Raw genomic sequence first — 15,705 nt, 5'->3', positions numbered from 1 at the left:
GTGGATATAAAATCCACCTTCTTTTATAATGCATCCGGATTAAAATCATAACCAAAATAATTTAATATAGCTGCAATTCTTCTTTTTCTAGAATGCCTATATTTGCTTGCAGATTGCATTGATCTATGGTATTCACTTGTGTTGGCATTTTCGCGATTGTTTCTAAGATCATCATAAAATTCATTTAACTGGGTGATTAATGTTTCTGTTACCTCTATATTATGCTTAAATATGTAATAGGCAAGATACCATACTGCATAGAGGTGACTAACGCCTCTAATCCTATAATTATCGTAATCCAAATTGAATCTAGAAACAATCTGTTTGATTTCGTTAAGTTTATGAACCAATCTGGCTGATTCTTCTTGATCTATTGATTCCACAACTTGCTTAAAATAAGTATCTATTTGTGCTTCTGTTCCATCAATGATTCTCTCAAGCTTTACCAATAGGTAGAGCTCAGTGATAAAACTAATATCATCTAACCGATTTTTGTTTAGATTACGCAATTGATCAGACAAGAATTCATCGTTGCGCATAATATCTATATCCTTGTAAACAATGCTGTCATAAAAATTTGCTTTTCTTAATTCTTGTGGATTAAGTCTTTCTCCACCTCGGTTTAGTCGATCAAAGATATTATCTACCACTTTGACATCAGGATTTTCTATATATTCAATACTAATAACATATCCCCAGAAGCCTGAAATAAACTCCTGAACTTCTTCATGTGAGGCTGCCAATGTCTTAATTTCATCAAAAGTTTTCCCGTTGAGCAGCTCTGAACCATAGTCATCTTTGCCGAATGTTATAGGTAATCTAACCTTACTTTCAATAAACTCAATTAATGCAAACAATCTCTGTTTACCATCAATTACATCATAATGGGTTTTACCATTCGATGTATCGATTCTTTGTTCCAAGAAAATAGGGGGCATCGGAAAGTTTTTTAAGACTGTATCGATTAGAAAGGACTTTTGTTCGTCACTCCATACATTATAATCTCGTTGATAAGGAGGATCAAAGTTATATTTGTTAAGCTGATAGTGTTCATAAAATATTGATATAGTTATTCCAGTTGTCTTTCTGTTATATCTATTCTTCATCGACTAGCCACCTCCATAATTGATTCAGATTGTCCTGTAGTAGCCTTTTGTTCAGAGTTATTTATAAGTTCAGACTTTTGATAATGAACATAATTTTTAAAAAGACTCGTAAGCACTGCATTAAAACTGCTTGGAGGATTGGGGTTAATTAAATTAACATCAACATTTGGGTTTATTCTTGTTATTATTTCGTCGATCTCCGCCCTATCAACATGCCAGTATGATATTCCAAAAATAATAAGTTTATCTCTACCCTGGGATTCTTGAACGTAATGATTAATTTTTTCCCTTAGTAATTTCACCCAACCCATACTAACCCTATTAGAGTCTCCAGCAGGTGGAATTATGGCATTAACAATTGGAAAGTCATTACTAAGGTCATATTTCACTTGAAATTGCGCCACATCTTGTGAAAAAAAGTCTGCTTCAGAATTTCTTATTGTAAATGGACCTTCTATTTTCACATTAAATGAAAAGCTTATTGATCCATGTGGTTTTATAATCTTGATCTTAGAATTTACATCTTGGAAGCCTTCTATATTGAAGTCCATGCCATTAATCATTAGAAGTCTCTCTAAGAAAATATCATAATTATAATTAATAATAACTATGTCATCATATTTATGTAGGCAATCTTTAAGATAATTTATGAACGGTATTTCAACTCGATTTAGATCTTCGTTTGTAATCTTTGAATTATAATAAGTAAATAAGTATCTTAAATATGTCGTTAGTTCCCCATATGCATTAATATATATATTATTCGTATTAGTAGAAGAGCCCTCATATTCTTGGACGTTTTGTAATCTAGATAAATTATATACGTTAATACAAGTAATAATGTCTTCAATTAACTTCATACTTTCTATACTATCCATGTTTGTGCGAGCACCGAGAGTCCAAAGAGCTTTACAATATTTATACGATAGAAAACCATTTGACTGAGAAGTCGGCCAAGGGACTTCTGCACCATATGAAAATAAATTCCTAACATCTATGCAGTCTGATTTCTCTATCTTATTTATTAAATCTATTGAAAAACCATTACCTAATAAAACATATAATCTACTAATGTCCTTTACCCCCCAAAAATAAATATAGGAATATTATACTAAACAGACTAATAATAAGCCATTTTTTATTTATTTTGTATTATTATGTATGTATCAATAATCACTCCATACCAATCACATTTTTGGTCACAAACTAAATGATTTTGTTGGAAATTACAGATAACTTAAAGAGATTGTGAGTTCAGTTTGCGTCGTATTTATTGGGCAATAACGACCACTTCGGAGTATGTGCAGATAAGAATCTATTTATCTTGACAGGTAAGTGGTCATAGGTAAAGAAATCAATAGCTTAGTTTTATTTTCTTAGCCCTTATGCGAACAAGGGTTATTTATTTTATCAAATAAATAGAGGTTACTTGGATTTAATGTCGAATTACGGAAAGCTAATCGGTCAGTTTTAGAAACTCATTTTCACCACGTTTAGGGGGCAACCATGTTAAAAAAAATATTAGATTTTTTTATGCCTTCATCAAAAAAAGAAGTCAAAAAAACTTCAACAAAACAACACAAAAAGCCAAATAGAAAGATTGAATCAACTCGTATTGGTGAATTAGGTGAACTCAAAATAAATATCCAGCTAGATCAGCTTCCAAAGGTTTGCAAATACTTGAGTGATATCCTAATAGTAAATTCCAAGTCCAAAACTGGGTATTCTCAAACCGATCACGTAGCTATTACGCCCTATGGTCTATTCATAATCGAAACCAAGAACTACAATGGTGAAATTAAAGGTAATAAAAATGATAAGTATTGGACTGTAAGCAACCGATTTAAAATGTATAATCCTTTTATGCAGAACTACGGACATATTAAAAAGTTAGAACAAATTTTAAGTGAGTTTAAACCCCTAACATTTATTTCAATGATCTCATTTACGATGCGATGCAGATTTAGCGTTGACCCAGAACTAAGAAAAATTCATTCTAATGATCTAATTGTGTACGATGTAGAACTTTTAGAATTCATACAGAGGAAGCTATTGAGATTCAAAGCGGAATCACCAGAACCTACACTTGGAGAGAGCCAAATAAATAGAATTTATGAAATCATTCAAAATGCTAATATTACCGATCCTATGATTAGAAATGAACACAACAAAAAAGCTTCCGAAAATAAGAAAGCCTCTACGAAGTAATAGTTGTTTATGGTCACAATTCTGGTCACAAACTTGCGTTTCTTATAGGATATTTACGGTTATTAAAAGAATTATAGTAGCTAATAAGCCTAATGAATTAATCTCCTAGGAAATATATAAGGAAATCAACAAACCTTTGCCAATTAATCTTGACAGGGTAGGGTCAGTGGTTCGAGCCCACTACAGGTCATACAGAGAAAGTCCTTACTTCGTAAGGACTTTTTTGCTTGCTTAGGACATTTAAGATACATGAATAAATGCCGAATTCGGCTCCGGTCAAATTTTAGTCAATAATACATTTTTTTGGTCAAAACTTGACTCTTCCATGCTTCTTTCCTCCAACAATAAAATAAAAGCCCACTCCGATTTGCTGAGTGCTCTGCCGAATCATTTCATTCTGCTTTAAGTCAAGAATATTTTTCCATACAATCGTGCAAACTATCGCCTAAAGGTGGTGAGTAATTTGGACGAAAAAGAAAATCATGAACCAACCATTGCGCCTGGTATGAGTGATCACCAAGAGCTCGAAGAAAAAGCTACAGAGGAAGAAGTAAGGGAAGGTGAATCGACTTCAGTAACGCAATTATATTTGGACCGCACTCCTGAAAAATAAGCATCGAATCCACTTTTGCCCCAGCCGGAGGAGTAATTTCCTCCTTATCTCCCCCTCTCATTTCCTTATTTCGATTCCTTATTATCCCGCCACTCTGGAGCTAAGCGCCTCTATTTTTTTGTTTTGGAATTGAAATATATATTGTGGATATAAGCCTTCTTATGGAGCATTTCCCTAAAAATAGTCATGCTACGACAACGAACTTCGAGAATCTTTTTACCTGAATTCGGATAATCTATTAATATATCAGACATTGATGGAGGTGCTTTGATTTGAAAGAGATTATTCAATGTGGTACCCGCTCTACGGATGAATTATGTAAACCATTATTTGAATCAAAAGCATCCAAAATTCGGTTTGAGATAGAGGATGATGATTCCTTGACCGAATCTGCTCTCGATTCAGAAGCATCGACAATCCAAGAAGGAGAAGAGGATAAGGAAGCGAAATTGGTCAAAACCCAAAATAAAATTATGTCTTTGTGGAATGAAATCCTTCATTAATTTGTAAATGGATGGCTGCTTTTGGGTGAAGCCCTCATGATCCATTCTAGGGTTAGGGCATCAGCAAATGAATAACTTCGATAAGCACAGGTAGCACTACCACTTTCCATAGAAAAGTGGATTCGAGCTCCTTAAGTCAAGACGCAAGCGTTAGCTGGCTTGAGAAAACGTAGAATAAGCTCATCCCGATCAATCGGAGATGAGCTTATCTTTACTTAAATAATAAGGACCCACATACTAACGTTTAAGAACCACGTCATCCGCAATGAACTGGCGAATTTCCGCCAATAATGATTTAGAGTCGAATGATCCCTTTTGAATAACATTCTTCACATAACCGTTCAATTTATTTCGATCTTCCGACGTGATTGTTTTCGCAGTCAGCACCACAATGGGAACTGCACTCCAAACCACTTGCCTACGCAGTTCTTCAATGAATTGGAAACCGTCCATTTCCGGCATCATCAGGTCAAGTAAGATAAGCGTAGGCACTTCCTTCTCCATACACTCCAATGCCAATCTGCCATTTCCAGCTTGAGTTACCCTATAGCCCTCTTTGTGCAGCAGCTTGGTCATCAGTTCACTTGTCGTCGTATCATCTTCGATAACGAGGATGGAGTGGTTGGTATGCTGAGGTACATATTTCTGCATCACATCGATCAGCCGTTCCCGTTGCACAGGTTTCGTCAAAAATTCGGAAGCGCCAAGCGCATAACCTAACTTCTTATCGTTTGTCATGGACCAAATTACAACGGGGATGTCTGCCAGCTCAGGGTCGCTCTTCAGTGCCGACAGCACACTCCATCCATCCATACTCGGCATAAGAATATCTAGACAGATCACTTGGGGGCGAAGCTTCCTGGCCAGTAGGAGCCCTTCCTGGCCACTTTCAGCGAACGCCATTGTCCATCCCTCTTTGGAGAGATAACGTTCCATCAATTGCTTGTTAAACGGCTCGTCATCGATGAGAAGAACGCTCACCTTACTGTCTTTTTCCACATTTACGAGCTCGGTTTCTGCAGATGTGGCCGTAGCAGCTTCTTGTTCTTTGGGAGTTGTTGGAATCCAGCATATAAAGGTGCTGCCGGCTCCAAACTCGCTTTCCACGCGAATGTCACCACCCATGATGTTGCAGAAGCGTTGACTGATTGCCAGGCCAAGTCCGGTGCCTCCATATTTTCGCGTTGTTGAAGAATCGGCTTGCGTGAACGGCTGAAACAACTTATCAAGCTGCTCCTGTGTCATCCCAATTCCCGTGTCTTTAACACGGAAACAATAACCCGCTTCGTCCCCTCGTGCTTGTGGGAATATATCGAAGTCGATATGGCCGGACTTGGTGAATTTACTTGCATTACTGAGCAAGTTGATCAAGATCTGACGCAGCTTCGTTACATCAGTTGTAATATTACCTTTCTCACAACGGGTTTCCACCTGATTGCCGTTCCCCTCAATCAATGGTGTGACTGTCATCATCACATCCTGAATAAGTTCGGACAACTCGTAGGTCTCCAGGTGAATTTCCATTTTGCCAGCTTCGATCTTCGAAATATCAAGGATATCATTAATAAGTGCAAGCAGATGATTTCCCGCCTTGCTGATTTTCCCGAGATCATCCACGAAGGTAGGCTCGTTAAGTTCCTCCGCTTCTTCTTTCAACATTTCGCTGTACCCGATGATGGCATTGAGTGGCGTTCGTAGTTCGTGACTCATATTGGCCAGAAATTGACTTTTGATCTTGTTCGCATTGATGGCTTCATCATGGGCTTTCTCAAGCTGAGCGGTGCGTTCCGCAACCAACTCTTCCAAATGCTCATTTAACTGCCGCAGTTCCTGATTAATGATATAAATTTCATCTGTTTTTTGCTGGATTTCGGAATCTTTATATGAAAATCGTCTGGAAATGTATATCCCAAGCAGCGATAATCCGAGTGTGAATAGAGTTCCGCCCGCTATGAAATAAGCAAGCCATTTCTGGTCCAATACCATGCCGGAAGATAGCTCCGTTTTTCCGCCCAAATGAAAGTCAGCGGCCATCATACCAGTATAATGCATACCTACGATTGCGGCTCCCATAATCAACCCGCTTCCGAGCTTCTTCCAACCATCACCGCTTTCCCCATCCTTGCGGAAATAAAAAGATAACCATAATGCTGCTATAGCTGCAGCCAAAGCGATAATAATAGAGAGCGTAAAATAGATGGGGTTATATGTAATATCAACCTGCATCGCAGCCATTCCAATGTAATGCATCACTGAAATACCTACCGCGAGCAGCAGTCCTCCAATGAGTAATTGTCGCAGGGTTAACTGATTGCGGCCGACAATATACAAAGCAATAAAGGATGCAACGATAGCTGCCAACATAGATATCAGAACAAGCGTCAAATCATAAGCGATAGGTACCGGAAGCGAGAAGGCAAGCATCCCGACAAAATGCATCGACCAAATGCCCATACCCATAGCCACGGCACCAAACAAGAGCCATAGCCAACGGTTTCTCCCATGGGATGTACTTATCCTCCCTGTCAAATCCAGAACTGTGTAAGAAGCTACAACTGCAACGATATATGAAAATATTACAAGTACCGTATCATGTGAACCATGAATATGCTCCACCTAAAATCCCTCTTTCCATTATATTGCCTCCAATCAGGCTCGCGGGCCAAGGAAAGCTTTTTCCTCACCGCCACCAGACAAAGGTAAGTTCAACATGCTTGATTTCAATCTGGCAAGCCACTCTTGTCCATCCTTTGCGAGCAACTCTAATCCTTTTTGCAAAATACCCCCCATCTATCTGACCGTCGAACATAGATATTATTCAAGAATGAAATGGACATTTAACCATTTTGCTTTTTCTACTCCCCTTCACATTCAAAAAAGATAATAGTTGCCGCTGGCGCAGGCAAGCCTATTATTAGTTCAAGTTATTTTATCATAACACTATACACTGTATCTCGGCATTTTGATTTTGAATTATTACTATTTATATCATCTGGGCGAAATTTTCCTGAGTCTCCTACTTACATATCACTAAATTTACATATTGTATACAATCATTTTATATAGAGGTGATGAAACAAACTTATACTAATACTTAACCACCCTTAGAAAGGAGAGGTAAATCATTCATTTCTATTATTATGATGAAGACAAGGAACTCAATGAAGAGTCTGTTGAAAATTCTTCTCCCAAGAATGAAGTACAACCGGTCGTGATATCCCTTCTTTATTTTAATGAAGTTATAGATGAGTAATCGAATATTTGAAAAGAAGCCTGGAGGAGACTGTATGATCGTATTCGACGTAATTGTGAACGGACAGATTCAAGAAACTTTACAACCTAAAGATCAAAGACTTCAGGAAATGTATTGGTTCATGGTAGATCAAGTTCAACTTATTAAAGAAAAATACGGAGAAAACTTCCAGATTTCAAAAAGAACAATGGAGGTTTACCCTCAATAAACGTTGATTTTCATTCACTTAGAGGTTGGCTTTCTTGCGAGACCCGAAAGGAAAACCTCCGGTTCAAACTATACGTTCTTATCTCAAAAAAATAGGTGAAGGAATAGTTCCTTCACCTGCCTTATCACTATATTCGGATAGTCTTTCCCCCTATTGTAATCTTGACTCGAGAGAGCCGAGTTTTTGCTTGATGCTGTCGATAAAAATTAAAATTCAGCTCCTTGATGTTGTCGGTCAAGTAAGCTGATTTTTTGCTGTCTTTCACTCTATACTTATTCAATGCTGCGATCATTTCGGTATCGGACTTTATTCCAATGCCGTGACCATAATACTTACCATCTTCCAACAAAACAACATTCTCCCCTCTCCACCATGGAGTTACGGGAGAGAAGTCGGGATTTTTGAAATACAGTAAATCACCAGCCTCGGCTTCCTCTTTATTGTTTTTTTCCAATAGTCGTAAGTTGCTGTTTAAATGCCAGTCAAATATTAGCAAATCCGCGAACAGCTTATTAAATTCCTCAGGATCGATTGAATCCAATATTGCTTTGTATAATACGATAAGGACAGCGGTTGAGCACTCAAACGCATACTTTTTACCGTTCGAGAATATATCATTTATCGCATTTTGTGGAGTAACCCCATCCTTCAGCTGAAATCCTCCGGACCCCGTAAGTTTCCAAAAATCTTCATTGCAGCGTGATTCTTTAAAACTTGCGAAGCGGGCACCGGATTTACTCAGCAGCCGAGCGGCTGCCACAATTCGAGCGCGCATATGCAGCTCAAATATAAGCTCATCCACAGTTTCATAACGCTGTTCAGTAGGACTACTTTTCTTTTTTTGGAAAATGATCCGCTCCTGCTCGGAAAGCATACTCTCGTCGAAATCAGCAAGTTTGTTCCCGGAGATAACGATCATGGGCTATCCCTCTTTTTCATGTAGTTTCTCTTAGTGTATGGCCCATATTAGAATAGGTGACTGGAATCTCATTGACTGTTAATTTGTTAAATTATTCACAGAAGATTTTGGCTCAATCTGGTAGAATAATGTCGAATAATATCGAATAAGGGTGGATGCTCTCTGGACAACCAAGGCGTGACTCAAGAAGAACTATCGCTACTCCTTTTCGGAAACAATGATAAGGCGCAAACTTTTGAGCTAACAAAAGATAATGATTATTTACCAAGAGCAAAGCGGCGCAGAAAAAAGAAAGTATGGATAAATCGATTTTTTACAAAGTAGATAAGAAGTACTTGTGAGACCACGTTCATTTAACTGCAACTTTCTGGAAATACAGAGCGTATACTTAATAACCAAGTAAAAGGAGATTGTTTATGAACCCCTCTGCGCTTTGTATGATTGGTGTTGCATGTTTAGGGTTTGCTTTTGCAGGAAAGGATCTTTGGAACTCAGCTCCTGCGTTTGGTTGGCTCCTTGCTGTGTTCTTTTTCTCAGGCGCTTTTTTTAGTGCCCTTAAAAGAAGACGCTAATGACACAACCTCTAGAAGAACGTGCCCCGATGACGACCATTGCCAGGAACATGAAAAAAGATTGCCAACCATCTACCCAAACGGGCTCGATAAGCGGCAATCTTTTATTTCATTTAGCCTTACTTAACTAGTGCGAAATAAATGACATACAACCAACTCAGCAGGCCGTGAATAATGGCCCAGAGAATGGATTTGTTTGTAGTGTAGGAAATAACCATTGCCAATGCTGTACCGAAGCTGATACCGGTCTTGACATAATCTGAACCCTTCAATTTCGTCACCCCTTAAAAAGATTATTGCCAACTTGTATTATTTATCATCGCTATAGAATCATTTCCCCTCATAATCCTTCCGTATAGATGATATTCGCATGTAAACGAAAATAGCCCATTCAGATTAAATGAGCTGCATTATGTTTTCAACCATAGATAAGTGGAACAATTTAAGTTTATCGTTCTGTTTTTAATAAGGCTTCGATTTCGCTTTTCAATAATAAATATCTATGGGCACTTCTCATAACTTTAACTTTTGTAAGTCCTTTTTCAACTACATATTCCTTCATCTTGTCCTTGGACAGGTTAAATAAATTTCCTGCCTCAGTAACTGTCATCACTTCTTTGTTGCTTGTGTTTTCGAAAGTCTTTTTCAATTTTTGATTCCAATCCTCAAAGACTGCCATCATGTATGCCCCCTCTTCTTTGAAAAGAATATACCTGTTACTTATTACACAGAACTATTCTCCGCATCTGCTGTACTTTAACCTAGTATACCATGTATTGACCAATAAACTGTAAAACAAACGAAAAGTATAACTGCTCGCTTTTTGGCCGTCACAATTAATATTTCTTTTACGTATGGCTAATACTCCAATTACATTCGCCAATTACAATGAAGACATCTCAGGGTGCCGGAGGTATCGATATTATGAGGAAAACAAAATTACTTGCGATTATCTGCTTGGCTTCTTTATCTATCCTGGTTATAAATGAACTGAAAAGTAATTTCGTACTCGTAAATCCTATCCCAGCCGATCCATTTGAATATGAATTTGAGTTGTTAAATGGACAAGTCATAGCAAATCCATACGGCGTTACAAAATAATAACTTTGGGATTCAGCTTCCTAAGAGGGCCGCAAAAGCGGTTCTCTTTTTTTTAATTTAATTAGTGTTAATACCTTATTTATTTGGTAAAATTAACCTAAAGGGTCCGAATCCATAAAGGAGATGTTTATCGTGAGTAATGATCACCAAAAACCAGTTTACTATGATGGAAGCGGCGTCCTCTCAATGCCTGTCAGATTATTTGAAATCAAGGATATAGTGATCAAGCCAACTAATATTGCAATTGAACCCCTGCTTTTCCCTGTATTTCCTCATCCTATCCATTCTTAAAATTTTTCCATTTATTCTCACGCTGAACTTAATGTTAACTTCATTATATTATGTTATTCACAGACCGATATATTACAGCAGAAGAGTTATTGATTAGGGGGCTTCCTGCCCTCTTTTTTTATTTCACAAAAGTTCATTAAATTTGGATATTCAGTTTGTAGTTGGTTACCCTAAGATTAAAAACCACACTGCATAAGGAGTATATTATGATTAGTAATCGTGAAATTAAGGGCCAGATCGATGAGCTGACTGAGCATAATCAAATGCTGACTCAAGAGCTGCAAGAAATTAAAGAAATGCTGCAAAATCAGGACTCTAGCCAGAAGCAAGCACAAAATAAAAATAAAAGCGATCAACAAAATCAAAGCAGCAATAGCAGCAGTGACAGTCAAAGTGATAGCGGCGGAAATCAAAACGAAAGTAACGATAATCAAATATTTAATATCGCCAATGATTTTATAAAGCTTAAAGGTTTAATAAGCAGTCTAGAGAAGAAAATGCAAGATTACACTTCAAATAGTTCGAATAGCTCCAACAATAAAAGTTTAACAGAAGAGGACGTTATTAACTTAATGCTAACAATGATGAATGGAATGATTGATTGGACAGTGGATTTTGTATCCAGTCAGAATAATAAAACGTCCAGCCCTCTTCAGTAGCTTCAACTATACATGACTAAATGGACCTGACCCTGTAGAGGGAAAGGTCTATTTTTTATGACAAATAATATTTATTAAGAAATCTGTTAATAATGGATACTATCTACTGGAAGGATGTGCTGTTTATGAAAACAATCAAGCGTATTCCACTACTGTATCCTATTTTTTTCACCTCACAGCTTGTTAAATATACAGGAATTATTATTTTCCTTATCGTCTGCTCGATTCCTAAAGGAACCTATCATTTTACCCGCTACGCTTTAGGTTACTGGAGATGTGACTGCTGCAATAAAACTTATTGGGCTAACCATGAATACTCCTTATCAGGCCATTCCGATCATAAAAACTGCCACAATTGCTATAGCCCCAAATATATGGACTGAAATGAATGTATGAGCCCAATAGAATGGCCCTCAATCCTTTACACCGGAGGATCAAGGGCCTAATTATTTATTTAGCGTTGCCAAAGCTATTAATACCTACCACTTTACAAATATAGCGGCCATCCAGCTCTTTGCGTAAAACTTCCCAAAAAACATTCGTTTGCCCCTCCATCTGGCCGCGTGATTTAAACACTTTTCCTTTAGGCAACTCCACTTTGGATCTCACTTTAAGCGTCTCAATATCTCCGAGTTCATAGCCTATTTCTATCATCGTTATCTCCTTGTTGTGGGAACCGGTTATTTGGGTTTGGTCAATATGTGCGAATGAATGCTCTTAGTACTAACTTTCATATATTCGACAATATTTGGAATTTTCCTTTTTTAAATTATTAATTAAATTGTCAGAATCTTTAAAATAATTAGCTTGACTTGAAAATGCTTACAAATATAAGCTTTATTTGTAATATTCTTTAGAGAAAAAAATTAGGAGAGTGACTGTTATGAGTAATTATGTGCTAAAGACTGAGGTAGAGATCGATCCGTCAAACAGCTGCCTTGATGATTACAACAGATTCATTACACTATCATCTAAAGAGCTAGACACTCTCCAAAAGGATTATACTTCAGAGCTTCACAAACTCCAAATTGAATTTGACAATCTTCTGGATGAATTAAGATCAATGATCAAGACTTATCCATCAACCAACTACTTAAATTGTGCTTGACCTAACTATGCTTGCTAACATTATATTAATGTGAAGACCTGACCCCGTTTAAAGAGTCAGGTCTTTTGTACATAAAAAACCCCTCTTATTAATATAATTCGAGGGGATTGTCATCTATTTTATAAAATGCTCATGCGTTCGCTTTTGTATTTCTTCAATCCATTACAAGCTGTTTCCAATTGGCTATATACATGAGCTTCACGGGATGAATCTGTCATCATCTCACAGGCCCGTACCAGACTATCAATGACACTGAATAGCTCAGGGTCCGTTCGATAACAATCGAATGTTAAATCCTGCATCTCTTCGAGCTTTTCCTTATATCCTGCATAAGTATTCCATTGCATCATGTTAATCAATTCCCTTCTCCTAAGAATGAATTAAATTAATACATAATATATAAGGTTTAGTGTGTCTTAATTATCATTGTAGCGCTTACAATAATATTTTACAATATCTTTCAAAAATATATTAATCCAAAGCTCGTCTTTATGAAACATAGTAAACTGCTTCTTATCCATTTGGCAGCTCCCCCTTATATAAACCTTTCCCAAGCACCATGACTTTGGGTGTAGTTCTTTTTACTCATTAATATGCTAAAAATATGCTATAATCAAGAAATTAACACAATTCTAATGATTTTTTTATTTTTAGCTTCACTATTATAGAAAAAGGCTGATTACTTATGTCTAAAGCAAACAAAAGAGAATATTTTCGGATAGGACTAAAAATCCCACTCTCGGCTCAATTAAAAATTGTCGGCATTAACAATATTTTAGTCGATACCAAATATGCCCGTATTTTTGTAACCGATATTAGCGCAGGCGGTTTACGCGTCCACTCCAAATTAGACCTTCCCCTAAATATAGACCTGCTCCTGGAATTTATGTTTTCACTGTTTCATAGTGAATTGAAGGTTCTCGGTACTATAGTACGAAAGTCTGCCATATCATCCACCATGTACGAGTATGGTATCCGGTTCTCCTTGGATGAAAATCAGCATACTCTGCTTATGGGACATTTGAACCTTCTAAGCATTCGTCTGAGGCAATCCAATATTATTTCGAGCTGCAGCTTCTGTTCGGAGGAAGAAATGAAGCAATTTTATTCGGCTAAGTAATTCTTATAGTATGAAAAAAGAGGCAGTGCTAAAGCTGCCCCTTCTATCCCAAACATTCATTTTCCAATTACAGCTACACCTGTAGCCTAATTACTCCCTTAAAGCGTCTTTCAGCTTAGTAGACATGCTGCTAAGCGTCTTATTATAGTATAAATCCCGCAGCTTCTTCACTTCCTGCTTTAAACGAATGTTCTCTGTTTCCAGTGCATTCAACTGATCCAGCTTCAGAGCTTGCTGTTCAGAAGCATCAATCCATTGTACAAGATCCGGGTTTTCATAGCCCGCATCTTTACACAGCTGCTCCAATGCAGCTCGTAGTTGTTTATAATTGGCCTGGTATGTCTCTGGCATCGGTTGCCTCCACTTTACATTACTTCATCTTTAGTACAGTTCTACTGTTCTTGAAGCCTACATCCTGTACGTTCAAGGGTTAATATAAAAAATTTTACCACATTGCTCCCATTCCCTCCACACTGAACAGGAAAAAATCCATTCTGGCAACATAAATCGGCTTCTCAAGGGTCAATAATGATCAAAAAAAAGCATCCCTCCAATAGAAGAGAGACGCTTTATTCGCCTTTATTAAGGCTAGACGTATGCCTTGCCTCTGGTAAGAATACATGGAACACCTTTGCCAACCGCCCCGGGCTGTGACATTTTCTCCAGATAACGGAGCCCACGTTCACATTTTCTGCATTTATTGCATACATCGGAGGTCACTACCTTCATGTTAAAACGCTGCTTATCACCATTAGGCGGTGGCGTATTTTTCTTCTTCACTTTTTTGCCGCTCATCACGTTCACCTCAACATAAGTATTGATGTATACTATGTCACTTGAGGCGAATTGGCTACAGAAGGAGCGTTACATAGCGGGCTTACGAGGAGCAGGTACTCCACTTAACAGACGGCCGATACGAAAGCGGCTTAGTAGAACAGCCAAACCAACAGATAATAATATACATAAGACGAAAGCTATAAGTGTCCGTACGGATACATTCCAACCAGGGAATAAGGAGTCTGCTATGTAAGTTGCTGCAGTGAGCATCAGAGCATGAGCCAAATACGCGCTGTATGAATAATGTCCTAGAAATGTTAGCATCCTCTTAATCCATTGACCTGCCGATTGCTGAATAATAACTGAAATAATGCTCATCACGATCACAGAGAAAATTAAGAACAAGGCCATAAAAGGCTGCACCAGCAGCGTATCATTATATTGAATTACCAATCCGGATTTCGTTTGGAAGCTCGCAGTAATTTTATAAAGCAACAGCCCTGAAATGAACACATAAATGAAAATGAAACTCGCTTTCCAGTTCATGATCCGCCTTTTCCAGCCTTCAACATTCAATCCCACTACTGCACCCATCAAGAAATATAAATAAAAGTAAAGGGCATTGCGATCTGCATATTCCGTAAATAACGAGCTCAAGACGGGAATATGTAGCATCTCAGCAGCATTACCTATCACTGAAACCTGCCCAGTAAGCAGCACATAACCAATAGTCAAAAGCCCAAATCCTACTGCTAGCTGCCATGGCTTGCATGATCGACGGATTCGTAACAAAGCTTTTTGAATCAACGGGAATAAGAAATACAGTTGAATAACCATAGCCACATACCAGAGGTGATAGCATGCCGTACCCGTGAATAGGTACAAGACGATCTGTTTAGTTTCCTTCCACAGCTCGAAATGATCGCCCCCGAAGATTAGCGCATACACAATCGACCAGACCGCATAAGGCAGTACGATATCTTTACACCGTTTCCATACGAAAGCTCCATAAGCAATATCTTCTTTATAATTATAGAAAAGCACCAGCCCGGTAATAAAAATAAATAAAGGCACGGCAAATTTAGCTGCAATTAAAAAAACGGCGAGCATGACGCCATCCTGTAAGCCCGCCTCCGGCAAATATGCATAGTGTCCAATGGCATGCTGAAGCACAACGGCCAGAAAAGCGAAGCCGCGCATATATTGAATTTCTTCAATTTTGGCCTGTTTGGCCATAACGATTCTGCTCCTCTCGATGTCATCTTGA

At 37.9% G+C, this 15,705-nt stretch carries 20 protein-coding genes; 9 read left to right on the top strand and 11 right to left on the bottom strand.

Features of this window, described 5'->3' with window-relative positions; genetic code table 11:
- Nucleotides 1–23 precede the first annotated feature (23 nt).
- Both ACFQ0C_RS26295 and ACFQ0C_RS26290 read right to left on the bottom strand, forming a co-directional pair.
- Nucleotides 24–1,106, bottom strand: a complete 1,083-nt coding sequence (locus ACFQ0C_RS26295; RefSeq protein ID WP_379371022.1) for a GmrSD restriction endonuclease domain-containing protein — start codon at nucleotides 1,104–1,106, stop codon at nucleotides 24–26.
- Nucleotides 1,103–1,984 (bottom strand): hypothetical protein, encoded by an 882-nt coding sequence (locus tag ACFQ0C_RS26290; RefSeq protein WP_379371020.1) that lies wholly within the window; start codon nucleotides 1,982–1,984, stop codon nucleotides 1,103–1,105. The genes ACFQ0C_RS26295 and ACFQ0C_RS26290 overlap by 4 nt, the downstream gene beginning before the upstream one ends.
- Nucleotides 1,985–2,612: 628 nt before the next feature.
- Here ACFQ0C_RS26290 and ACFQ0C_RS26285 point away from each other — a divergent pair.
- The 3 genes from ACFQ0C_RS26285 to ACFQ0C_RS26275 all read left to right on the top strand — a co-directional run bounded on the left by ACFQ0C_RS26285 (nucleotide 2,613) and on the right by ACFQ0C_RS26275 (nucleotide 4,430).
- Nucleotides 2,613–3,314, top strand: a complete 702-nt coding sequence (locus tag ACFQ0C_RS26285) for a nuclease-related domain-containing protein (protein ID WP_379371018.1) — start codon at nucleotides 2,613–2,615, stop codon at nucleotides 3,312–3,314.
- Nucleotides 3,315–3,777: 463 nt separating this feature from the next.
- Nucleotides 3,778–3,927, top strand: a complete 150-nt coding sequence (locus ACFQ0C_RS26280; protein ID WP_379371331.1) for a hypothetical protein — start codon at nucleotides 3,778–3,780, stop codon at nucleotides 3,925–3,927.
- Nucleotides 3,928–4,199: 272 nt separating this feature from the next.
- On the top strand, nucleotides 4,200–4,430 hold the full coding sequence (locus ACFQ0C_RS26275) for a hypothetical protein (protein WP_379371016.1): 231 nt from the start codon (nucleotides 4,200–4,202) through the stop codon (nucleotides 4,428–4,430).
- A gap of 237 nt (nucleotides 4,431–4,667) precedes the next feature.
- On the opposite strand, the gene ACFQ0C_RS26270 is transcribed toward ACFQ0C_RS26275, so the two are convergent.
- Complete coding sequence (locus ACFQ0C_RS26270) at nucleotides 4,668–7,046, bottom strand: response regulator (RefSeq protein WP_379371014.1); 2,379 nt, start codon at nucleotides 7,044–7,046, stop codon at nucleotides 4,668–4,670.
- A gap of 671 nt (nucleotides 7,047–7,717) precedes the next feature.
- Between ACFQ0C_RS26270 and ACFQ0C_RS26265 the strand changes: the two genes are divergently transcribed.
- Entirely contained in the window at nucleotides 7,718–7,891 is a 174-nt protein-coding gene (locus tag ACFQ0C_RS26265; protein WP_258216432.1) for a mechanosensitive ion channel protein MscL, read from the top strand.
- Between the two features lie 127 nt (nucleotides 7,892–8,018).
- Here the strand turns inward: ACFQ0C_RS26265 and ACFQ0C_RS26260 are convergent, their stop codons facing one another.
- The 3 genes from ACFQ0C_RS26260 to ACFQ0C_RS26250 all read right to left on the bottom strand — a co-directional run bounded on the left by ACFQ0C_RS26260 (nucleotide 8,019) and on the right by ACFQ0C_RS26250 (nucleotide 10,061).
- Nucleotides 8,019–8,810, bottom strand: a complete 792-nt coding sequence (locus ACFQ0C_RS26260) for a protein-glutamine gamma-glutamyltransferase (protein WP_379371012.1) — start codon at nucleotides 8,808–8,810, stop codon at nucleotides 8,019–8,021.
- 691 nt (nucleotides 8,811–9,501) lie between these two features.
- Nucleotides 9,502–9,654: a hypothetical protein gene (locus tag ACFQ0C_RS26255; protein WP_258216434.1), complete on the bottom strand. Its 153-nt coding sequence runs from the start codon at nucleotides 9,652–9,654 to the stop codon at nucleotides 9,502–9,504.
- Nucleotides 9,655–9,830: 176 nt separating this feature from the next.
- Nucleotides 9,831–10,061 carry a DNA-binding protein gene (locus ACFQ0C_RS26250; protein WP_258216553.1) on the bottom strand — a complete coding sequence of 77 codons (231 nt, stop codon included), beginning with the start codon at nucleotides 10,059–10,061 and terminating at the stop codon, nucleotides 9,831–9,833.
- 245 nt (nucleotides 10,062–10,306) lie between these two features.
- On the opposite strand from ACFQ0C_RS26250, the gene ACFQ0C_RS26245 reads away from it, so the two are divergent.
- The 4 genes from ACFQ0C_RS26245 to ACFQ0C_RS26230 all read left to right on the top strand — a co-directional run bounded on the left by ACFQ0C_RS26245 (nucleotide 10,307) and on the right by ACFQ0C_RS26230 (nucleotide 11,816).
- Complete coding sequence (locus tag ACFQ0C_RS26245) at nucleotides 10,307–10,483, top strand: hypothetical protein (protein ID WP_258216435.1); 177 nt, start codon at nucleotides 10,307–10,309, stop codon at nucleotides 10,481–10,483.
- A 132-nt stretch (nucleotides 10,484–10,615) separates the two neighbouring features.
- Nucleotides 10,616–10,774, top strand: a complete 159-nt coding sequence (locus ACFQ0C_RS26240) for a hypothetical protein (protein ID WP_379371010.1) — start codon at nucleotides 10,616–10,618, stop codon at nucleotides 10,772–10,774.
- A gap of 206 nt (nucleotides 10,775–10,980) precedes the next feature.
- Nucleotides 10,981–11,433 carry a hypothetical protein gene (locus tag ACFQ0C_RS26235; RefSeq protein ID WP_379371008.1) on the top strand — a complete coding sequence of 151 codons (453 nt, stop codon included), beginning with the start codon at nucleotides 10,981–10,983 and terminating at the stop codon, nucleotides 11,431–11,433.
- A gap of 125 nt (nucleotides 11,434–11,558) precedes the next feature.
- Entirely contained in the window at nucleotides 11,559–11,816 is a 258-nt protein-coding gene (locus ACFQ0C_RS26230) for a hypothetical protein (protein ID WP_379371006.1), read from the top strand.
- Nucleotides 11,817–11,883: 67 nt separating this feature from the next.
- Here ACFQ0C_RS26230 and ACFQ0C_RS26225 read toward each other — a convergent pair whose 3' ends face one another.
- Together ACFQ0C_RS26225 and ACFQ0C_RS26220 are read right to left on the bottom strand one after the other, a co-directional pair.
- A complete protein-coding gene (locus ACFQ0C_RS26225) occupies nucleotides 11,884–12,087 on the bottom strand; it encodes a hypothetical protein (RefSeq protein WP_379371004.1) in 204 nt (67 codons plus the stop codon).
- A 573-nt stretch (nucleotides 12,088–12,660) separates the two neighbouring features.
- Nucleotides 12,661–12,900, bottom strand: coding sequence for a hypothetical protein (locus ACFQ0C_RS26220; protein WP_379371002.1), 240 nt, complete (start codon nucleotides 12,898–12,900; stop codon nucleotides 12,661–12,663).
- Nucleotides 12,901–13,226: 326 nt separating this feature from the next.
- Here ACFQ0C_RS26220 and ACFQ0C_RS26215 point away from each other — a divergent pair, with 326 nt between their 5' ends.
- Nucleotides 13,227–13,661 (top strand): PilZ domain-containing protein, encoded by a 435-nt coding sequence (locus tag ACFQ0C_RS26215; protein ID WP_379371000.1) that lies wholly within the window; start codon nucleotides 13,227–13,229, stop codon nucleotides 13,659–13,661.
- Nucleotides 13,662–13,751: 90 nt separating this feature from the next.
- Here the strand turns inward: ACFQ0C_RS26215 and ACFQ0C_RS26210 are convergent, their stop codons facing one another.
- The 3 genes from ACFQ0C_RS26210 to ACFQ0C_RS26200 all read right to left on the bottom strand — a co-directional run bounded on the left by ACFQ0C_RS26210 (nucleotide 13,752) and on the right by ACFQ0C_RS26200 (nucleotide 15,674).
- Nucleotides 13,752–14,012, bottom strand: coding sequence for a hypothetical protein (locus ACFQ0C_RS26210; RefSeq protein WP_379370998.1), 261 nt, complete (start codon nucleotides 14,010–14,012; stop codon nucleotides 13,752–13,754).
- Nucleotides 14,013–14,249: 237 nt separating this feature from the next.
- Entirely contained in the window at nucleotides 14,250–14,456 is a 207-nt protein-coding gene (locus ACFQ0C_RS26205) for a hypothetical protein (RefSeq protein ID WP_171653531.1), read from the bottom strand.
- Between the two features lie 69 nt (nucleotides 14,457–14,525).
- On the bottom strand, nucleotides 14,526–15,674 hold the full coding sequence (locus ACFQ0C_RS26200) for an acyltransferase (protein WP_379370995.1): 1,149 nt from the start codon (nucleotides 15,672–15,674) through the stop codon (nucleotides 14,526–14,528).
- Nucleotides 15,675–15,705: the final 31 nt, after the last annotated feature.

Source organism: Paenibacillus sp. GCM10027630 (genome assembly GCF_042676305.1).
In the GTDB taxonomy this organism is placed as follows: Bacteria; Bacillota; Bacilli; order Paenibacillales; family NBRC-103111; genus Paenibacillus_S.
Note: the sequence above shows the minus strand (reverse complement) of the source record. Positions and strands in the feature narration are given on the sequence as shown.

Bases quoted from the DNA above. Each gene is read 5' to 3' on its own strand.
- ACFQ0C_RS26295 (WP_379371022.1), bottom strand. From the start codon at position 1,106: ATGAAGAATAGATATAACAGAAAGACAACTGGAATAACTATATCAATA.
- ACFQ0C_RS26290 (WP_379371020.1), bottom strand. From the start codon at position 1,984: ATGGATAGTATAGAAAGTATGAAGTTAATTGAAGACATTATTACTTGT.
- ACFQ0C_RS26285 (WP_379371018.1), top strand. From the start codon at position 2,613: ATGTTAAAAAAAATATTAGATTTTTTTATGCCTTCATCAAAAAAAGAA.
- ACFQ0C_RS26265 (WP_258216432.1), top strand. From the start codon at position 7,718: ATGATCGTATTCGACGTAATTGTGAACGGACAGATTCAAGAAACTTTA.
- ACFQ0C_RS26260 (WP_379371012.1), bottom strand. From the start codon at position 8,810: ATGATCGTTATCTCCGGGAACAAACTTGCTGATTTCGACGAGAGTATG.
- ACFQ0C_RS26250 (WP_258216553.1), bottom strand. From the start codon at position 10,061: ATGGCAGTCTTTGAGGATTGGAATCAAAAATTGAAAAAGACTTTCGAA.
- ACFQ0C_RS26245 (WP_258216435.1), top strand. From the start codon at position 10,307: ATGAGGAAAACAAAATTACTTGCGATTATCTGCTTGGCTTCTTTATCT.
- ACFQ0C_RS26235 (WP_379371008.1), top strand. From the start codon at position 10,981: ATGATTAGTAATCGTGAAATTAAGGGCCAGATCGATGAGCTGACTGAG.
- ACFQ0C_RS26230 (WP_379371006.1), top strand. From the start codon at position 11,559: ATGAAAACAATCAAGCGTATTCCACTACTGTATCCTATTTTTTTCACC.
- ACFQ0C_RS26225 (WP_379371004.1), bottom strand. From the start codon at position 12,087: ATGATAGAAATAGGCTATGAACTCGGAGATATTGAGACGCTTAAAGTG.
- ACFQ0C_RS26215 (WP_379371000.1), top strand. From the start codon at position 13,227: ATGTCTAAAGCAAACAAAAGAGAATATTTTCGGATAGGACTAAAAATC.
- ACFQ0C_RS26210 (WP_379370998.1), bottom strand. From the start codon at position 14,012: ATGCCAGAGACATACCAGGCCAATTATAAACAACTACGAGCTGCATTG.
- ACFQ0C_RS26205 (WP_171653531.1), bottom strand. From the start codon at position 14,456: ATGAGCGGCAAAAAAGTGAAGAAGAAAAATACGCCACCGCCTAATGGT.
- ACFQ0C_RS26200 (WP_379370995.1), bottom strand. From the start codon at position 15,674: ATGGCCAAACAGGCCAAAATTGAAGAAATTCAATATATGCGCGGCTTC.